The sequence below is a fragment of the Thioclava arctica genome (genome assembly GCF_040892615.1).
Taxonomy (GTDB): domain Bacteria; phylum Pseudomonadota; class Alphaproteobacteria; order Rhodobacterales; family Rhodobacteraceae; genus Thioclava; species Thioclava arctica.
The window spans coordinates 1-7,436 of sequence record NZ_JBFRYC010000032.1 but is presented as its reverse complement, the minus strand read 5'-3'; the positions used below and the strand labels follow the sequence as shown (position 1 = coordinate 7,436).

General features: G+C 52.7%; 3 protein-coding genes and 1 pseudogene. 2 read left to right on the top strand and 2 right to left on the bottom strand.

The window, feature by feature from the left end; genetic code table 11:
* Positions 1 to 326: pseudogene (locus AB4874_RS19680) on the top strand (hypothetical protein); the annotation flags it as partial.
* A 327-nt stretch (positions 327 to 653) separates the two neighbouring features.
* Here AB4874_RS19680 and AB4874_RS19675 read toward each other — a convergent pair.
* Entirely contained in the window at positions 654 to 2,117 is a 1,464-nt protein-coding gene (locus tag AB4874_RS19675; protein WP_368393290.1) for a S1C family serine protease, read from the bottom strand.
* Positions 2,118 to 2,952: 835 nt separating this feature from the next.
* Between AB4874_RS19675 and AB4874_RS19670 the strand changes: the two genes are divergently transcribed.
* Positions 2,953 to 5,868 carry a UvrD-helicase domain-containing protein gene (locus tag AB4874_RS19670; RefSeq protein ID WP_368393289.1) on the top strand — a complete coding sequence of 972 codons (2,916 nt, stop codon included), beginning with the start codon at positions 2,953 to 2,955 and terminating at the stop codon, positions 5,866 to 5,868.
* Positions 5,869 to 5,980: 112 nt separating this feature from the next.
* Here AB4874_RS19670 and AB4874_RS19665 read toward each other — a convergent pair whose 3' ends face one another.
* Complete coding sequence (locus tag AB4874_RS19665; protein ID WP_368393288.1) at positions 5,981 to 7,234, bottom strand: hypothetical protein; 1,254 nt, start codon at positions 7,232 to 7,234, stop codon at positions 5,981 to 5,983.
* Positions 7,235 to 7,436: the final 202 nt, after the last annotated feature.

Below are 7,436 nucleotides of genomic sequence, written 5' to 3'. Positions count from 1 at the left end.
GCACGGCACGGCATTTTGAATGCCCCTATCTGCGCATTCCTGTCGACATGTCGCGGGTTATCTGGATCATGACGGCGAATAATCTGGAGGGCATCCCCGCGCCGCTGCGTGATCGCGCGCGACTGTTCATCTTGCCCAACCTTTCGGCAACGGATGCGATTGCGCATTTTGACCGGCTGACCGCAGGGTGCGAATGGGAGGCCGAGCGCGACCGCTGCCGCATCTTCATCGAGCGCATGTCCGCGCGCCCCGAAGGGATCAGCTTGCGCCAGATTGGGAAACTCGTGGATGCGTTGCGTGACCCAATCGCGCCGCTATACCAGTGAAGACACGCCGGCCCCTGATGGGGGCCGGCGTGTGCCGTCTGAACACAAAGCGCGGCTTCAAATGGTCCATTCCGCACTTGATCGCCAGACACCCGACGCCGCATTCTGGCAGCCAGAAAAGATTGCTCACAATTCCCCCCAAGTTCAGGGGAATTGAATCACGCGCGCCGCCAGTCCTCAACCAATTTAATGGGTTTGGAGCCTAGGACATATGGCCCGGAAATGCCTTATTCTGTCCAAGGTCAACTGCAGCAATACAGTTTTCGCAGTTGACCTTCTAAAAGTCCTTGAACAGCGAAGCGATGAAACACATCCGGTGCCCACGATTCAGTCACAGGTTATAAAATGCGTCGCCGCCTGAAGCTGCTTTGCTAGCATTTCAGGTGCTAACCGGTCTTTTTCTCCCGAAGTCCGGGGCGTCACGCCGTTCTGGTAAAGGAAGAGTTTGGCAATCTCGCCTCGGATGGCAAAATTGACGTTTTGTGGGATATCACCGATCTCATCCTGAACCAGTTTCGCGTCGAGCTTGGAGACCACGACTCCCACCACATGACCATATGCATCGACCACCGGACCGCCAGAGTTTCCGGGTTGGACCGGTGCCGAGATCTGCATACGGCTACCATCGCCGCCAAGCCCCTTGATGCTGGTGACTGATCCGCGTGTCACGTTGAGACCGCTCAACAGCCCAGCCAACGGATAGCCGGCGACTGTAACGTCAGAATTGAGCGGCGCAGGTGCATCGGCGAATGTGGCGGTCACGAGATTGGTCACGCCTGTCACGCGCACAAGCGCCAAGTCGAAAGCCTCGTCAGCGCCGATCAATGTGGCGGGGGTGCCATCCACCAAAATCTTGTGACAGCTTCCTGCAACATGGTTGTTTGTTAGGATCAGTCCTTCAGGTGCAACCGCGAAGCCGGTTCCCGAGCTGCTTTGGACGTCCTGCGGAGCCGAGGGCGGCTTTGCTGCGACCATGCCCTCATTTTCTCTCGGATTTGGTGCATTGCCCGTCGCTCCTTCACTATCATTGGCCGCAGCGAGGAAGGCGAGAACTCCGGTAGCCAGTTCTCCGTTTTCGGGCAGTTCCAAATCCGCTCCACGATGAGGAAGGATCGAGCCAGTCACGAGCGCCAGGCGCCCTGCATCCCGGTCCAGCGAAGAGATCAGTATCGTGGACCAGTTGCCGGCACTCATCAGATCGGATCGGATATAAAGCGTCTTTCCCCCGAACACTTTCGCAGAGGTGATCACAAGGCGGTCTTTGCGCACCGTGTAGGGTTTCGACACAGAATTGGAGAGCGCATATTGATGAAAGGCTGAGGTTCGGCTTGCGTTGCCTGATGTCAGCGAAATGGACAGCGAAGAGACGCTATCGTTGAAATCCAGACTAAGACCGTTGTCGCTGACCTTCGAGGTCATCGTCTTTTGCGGAGACAGAAACGAAAGATCGGCAAAGTCGAAATAGTAGCGCGACCACCCTTGGTTCGAGATCGTCACGATTGCGTCGGATATCAGAGCCACCGGCGCAAGGTTGGGTAACTCGCCTGGTCCAAGGTCGATGCCACTCTCGCGAATGTAAGCCTTTAGTCCCCTCGCGCTACCGGCCCCCCACTTGCCATCAATCATACCGATATAGTCGCCCTTGAGCGCGAGTGCGGCCTGCAGGAACCGTATCTCGTTCGGGGTGAGATCACTCGCGTCAAAGGGATCGGCAAGTTCAGCACGGGTCCAAGCTTGAGCACCATTGGAAAACATGAGGCTAAACAACAGGGCAACTAGAATATGGCGCAATGTTTAAACCTCCGATCAATACATAGCATGGTGATCCAGAGAGGTGGCTCGGTCAACGCTATTGAACTGAGTTATGATTAAGAAATCGGCACAACTTTGACGCTGGTGTGGGCAAAAGGCAGCTTTGTCAGCGGCAAATCTGCCGCGATGTAGGTGAAGCGACACTCTCTGGCCAAGGATCATTTGTTTAAGCGGCACGGTATACGGTCGCGCGAATGACGCGAGTCAGGGCAGAGATCAACGATCCGGTGCGAGAGGCTCCCCTAGCCAGCCGGGGCTTGCGCCTGGCTCGCTGGCTCTGCGATGATTGCTGACGAGGCCCTGTCTTGTTCAAGTTGCGTTTCCAAATAGGATTGACGGAATGCTAGAAGTATTCTTAGCCGTATTCGGTATATTTTTTTCACTATACCTCATTTACCTCATCTTCGCTGTGGTGGGCGATATGGCTAAGGCCCGCGGGCATAGCCCTTGGCTTTGGTGGTTTATATCCTTGGCCTGGTCGCCGTTCGGGTCGATGTTTGTCTTGTGGTTGTTCTTTGATGTTCAGGACGAGGAACCGACGCGATGATGCCCGATCTGATCGGCAGGTAGGGGGATAAGCACCGCTCGAGGATCATATGAGCACCCACCCCCTTGCCTCGACACTATTGCCGCTTAAGTTATTGTTAAAAATCGATACTCTACTTTCTTATAAAGAGATTCACTTTCAAAATACGGAAAGAAATGGGGAGAGGTGCATGGCCGATGATTGTGCCTTGGTAAAGTGCCGTGGCCTCGAACGGATCGGATGTGCTAACACTCTAGCATGATGATCTTTCTTATGATTTTGTGACCAATGGAACTGTCTCAACAGCCACTACTCGGTTTTCTACTTAATCCGTTTGGACGCACCCCGCGTAGCTTAAAACTTGTCGAGCATGGGGTCGCGATAGATGGTTCAACGCGGAACGTTGTAACCTTCGCCGAAATCTCCAGCCCGCCCTCAATCAAGAATGGGCTATTTGTATCCTCGATCACACTGGCCTCCGATCACGCGGGCGAGACGAGATTGCGTGCGGGAGGGAAGGCGCGCGCAGAGACGTTTCGTCAAGCCATCGAAGAGGCTTGGCGGGCATTCAATCTCGCGGAGTTGAGCCAAGAGGCGGATCAGATCAATCATCTTCTTCAAGAAATTGGGGACTTGAAGAGCCCCGCTGCTTATCCTGCAGCCTGCAGGCTTCATCCGATCCTGTCTCAAGCCCAGAAACTGGATTCTCGCCTTTTACGCAAGCTCCGAGCAGAAGCTATTGGTATTGAGCATGTAGAAAAACTGGCCGTGATACGTGACTTCGTTGAAAAGCCGTCTGTGCTGCGCGCTCGAGCAATCAAAACCTTCGTCGACGCCGAACTCGCCCGTTGGGAGGAATTCTTCGACACAGTTGAGGCTAAGCCACTTACACCTGAACAGCGCCTCTCCATCGTTGTCGATGAGGATGCCACCCTCGTTTTGGCCGGTGCCGGGTCCGGGAAAACCAGCGTTATCACAGCTAAGGCAGCTTACTTGTTGAAAGCTGGCATTCGCACTGCGGACCAGGTTTTGCTTCTGGCCTTCGCCAAGGATGCAGCAACAGAAATGTCCGAGCGGGTTGAGGCCAGATGTGGCGCACCGGTTCAGGCTCGCACGTTTCACGCACTTGCTTATGATATTATTGGATCGGTCGAAGGGTCGAAGCCAGCGCTTGCCGCCCATTCGACCGACGACACTGCATTTCTTGCCCTGCTCCAACAGATCTTCAAGGATCTCGTTGCCACGACCTCAGATGTCGCTCACGCGATCATCAACTGGTTTTCGCAATTCTTGAATGAACCCCACAACGATTGGGATTACCAGAGCAAGCACGATTGGTATTCGCAAGTGGAGCAGCTAGATCTGCGCACTTTGCAAGGTGAGCAAGTTAAAAGCTTTGAAGAGCTTCAGATTGCCAACTGGCTCTATCAAAACGGGGTCGCCTATGAATACGAACCCAATTATCCGCACCCGCTTCCTAAGAACGGAAAGCGTGATTACACGCCCGATTTCCACTTAATCGAAAGCGATGTCTACATAGAGCATTTTGGGGTTCGGCGTGAACGCACGCGGGACGGGCAAGAGCGATTGACAACCGCCCCCTTCGTTGACCGTGAAGACTATCTTGCTGGGATGAATTGGAAGCGGCAGGTCCATTCTGACAACCGCACGACGCTGATCGAGACCTATAGTTATGAGCGCCAAGAGGGCCGTTTGCTTGACGCCTTGACGAAAAAGCTCGAACCGTATGTCACACTGAACCCACGACCGCTCGCCACTATTTTCGATCGAGTGATTGAAATGGGCCAAGTGGACGCATTTACCCGCGTTCTGGGCACGTTCTTGCGCCAGTTCAAGAGCGGTGGCTACCATGTTGAACACTGTCTTGAGAAAGCTGACCGGTTGAAGATGGGGCCGCGAGCAAGGGCGTTCCTGTCGGTTTTCGATCCGGTCCGTCGTGAATATGAGAAGCGTCTTGATGGCAGGATCGACTTCGAGGACATGATCCTCCGTGCCGCGAATTACGTCGAAGAGGGGCGTTTCAAGAGCCCCTTTCGTCATATCCTGGTCGATGAATTTCAGGACATCTCGCAAAGTCGGGCACGACTAATCCTAGCATTGAAGGCGCAACATCAGGACGCGCGAGTCTTTGCCGTGGGCGATGACTGGCAGTCCATCTACCGATTTGCAGGGTCTGATATCCACATAATGCGTGGCTTTGGCAGAAAATTCGGAGGTCGGTTTGATGATGAAAATGATATCCACAGAACGGTCGATTTGGGTCGCACATTTCGCTCTGTAGATAAAATTGCCCTGGCCGCGCGCCATTTTGTGCTCCGCAATCCGGCACAAATCACGAAGACGGTTATACCGGCAGGTGAGAGCAAAGAAACCGCTATTCGGGTTGTTTGGACGCATAAGCACGATGGAATGGATAAGCTTAAGCAGGTTTTGAGCTCGTTCGCGGATTTGCCGGCACCGGCGGGCAAGAAAACCAGTGTCCTGCTACTCGGGCGGTATCGTCATGTTGATCCTGGTATCCGCGACTTACAACGAAGCTTTCCCAACATGTCCCTCAGCTATAAGACAATTCATGCATCCAAAGGCCTCGAAGCCGATCATGTCGTTTTGCTTGGCGCGGATCGCGGTCGAATAGGCTTTCCCTCCGAAATCACCGACGATCCGTTGTTGAGCCTTGTCTCCCCAGAGGCAGAGCCTTTTGAAAATGCCGAGGAGCGGAGGGTGATGTATGTGGCCATGACGCGCGCACGTTTTTCGTTGACTATTCTGGCTTCGGAGTCACGTCCTTCGGTGTTCGTTACTGAATTGCTGAAAAATCCAGAATATGGCCTGCCGCGTGATATAGAAGCAGCGACTCTGCAAAACCTTTGTGGCGAGTGTGGAGGGCGTCTTTTGCCTGCGACATCGAAGGCTGACCGCAATTGGTATCGATGCGAACATGTGCGTCTCTGCGGAAACATCTTACCAGCATGTCCAACATGTGGCAGGGGTTTGCCGAGGCACCGAGATGAGAGCGACGAACTAATTTGTCCCGCTTGTTCCACCTCTTTCCCGGCTTGTCCATCTTGCTCGGATGGCTGGCTCGTCGAACGAAAAGGGAAATATGGTTCATTTCTTGGCTGCGTGCGCTACCCGGCCTGCACTGGAAAGGCCCGAAAAAGTCACCAAACCGCTCAGCGATGATGCTGTCAACGGCAGAGTAAAAGTGGGCCATGAAAGTGGCTTGGTTCAAAAACGATAACAATGCGAAGCAGCTCCAAGTATGCTGTTCAGACGTCCAACGGCCGCCAGTTCATTAATTCACGCAGCTTTGTGTTGCAACACGGTGTTCCGGATCAATTTGCATTTTAAACACTTCAATTGACCTATTTTCGAAACCCGCATTGACGCGATAAAAGTAGTCACCGTTGGCGAAGGTATAGGTCTTCTGATAACTTGGGTCAACGAACTCCTCAGCTGGAATTAGCTTTCGAATTTGAAGCTCCGGCTGTTCTGAGTTTTTTCCATAGACGTAGGATCTATAACCATTTTTCTCACATATTGAGACGGTGGCTTTTCGTCCCTTGATCTTGCAACTGAATGCGGTTTGTTCTTCCGCTTCGCAAATGGAAGATAGTTGCTCGTTTTCAAGGCCTTTACACATATCTTCGTGGCCCGCGTCGCATGCGTCTTGAACCATCTGTTTGCTCGTATTCGGGCAGAGACGGATAAAATTCCCTAAGGCTGCGTTAACCCCGAAAATATTGGCAATGTCTTCAGCGGCCACCGGTTCCCCAAGGAACGAATGCGCTTCGCAGTTTGCAGAAGCCTCATAGTGAAGAGGGGTATCTTCGTAATCATTGCATCCTGTCCAAATTCCAGCATTTATCGATGTTTCGAAGTTGCCATCTCGTGCGTCCTGAAAGAGGCTCGACAAGCTGAAACCAAGATGACAGTAGCCGACGACATCGTAAGGTATAACATCTGCGATCATTCGTGCATTTGCGGTGTCCGCGCCAGATATTTCTGTAATGCGATTTGCCGCCGAGTGATTTACCGAAGTAGAACCCAGCTTTGGTCCAAATTCATCAATCCATTGGTCATAGGTCGTGAAACGCACGTATTTGGAGGAGACAAATCCATTAATAATCTTGCCATCTTGAGATCCCGTTTCCACCTTCCACCAGAGCCGGTTCCCCTCAATGGCGCTTTCAAGAAGTGCAATTTGTTCAGATGTCGCGGTGCCGTCCTCTACCGCCGCACAGACTGTGGCGACGCGTTCATCATCAGTGATGGCGAATTTCTGGCTCATTCTCAAGGGTTCACCGTTTCCGAACCATAACGAGGGATCAGTTATATACCCCGACGAAAAATTCGGCCCCTTGCTCGCCAGATACGTGTCGAGATTTTGCAAGCCAGCGATATGTGGAAACATGCCTTCAGGCAGAGAACACGTCACTGAGTGGCCAGCTCGAACGGCTCCTTCACCTCCTGCTAAAAACTTAGCTGCGTCTGAAGCATATGCCGACGAAGTAATCAAAAAATTAATTAATATTAGATATTTGAACATGAATCTAACCTCACTTTTTGCACCCTATAAGAGTGTAGAGTGTGTTCGAATTTTGACGGAAAGCGGATATTACTGTGGTCAATTAGGGACTCTGTTGCACAAATCAGCTGCCGGACATAGTTCCCCTTTCCCCAGACGGATTCACCCCACCTTTTTCGTGACGGGGATGCCAAGGGCGGTGTAGCCATTCAGGATCGCGATA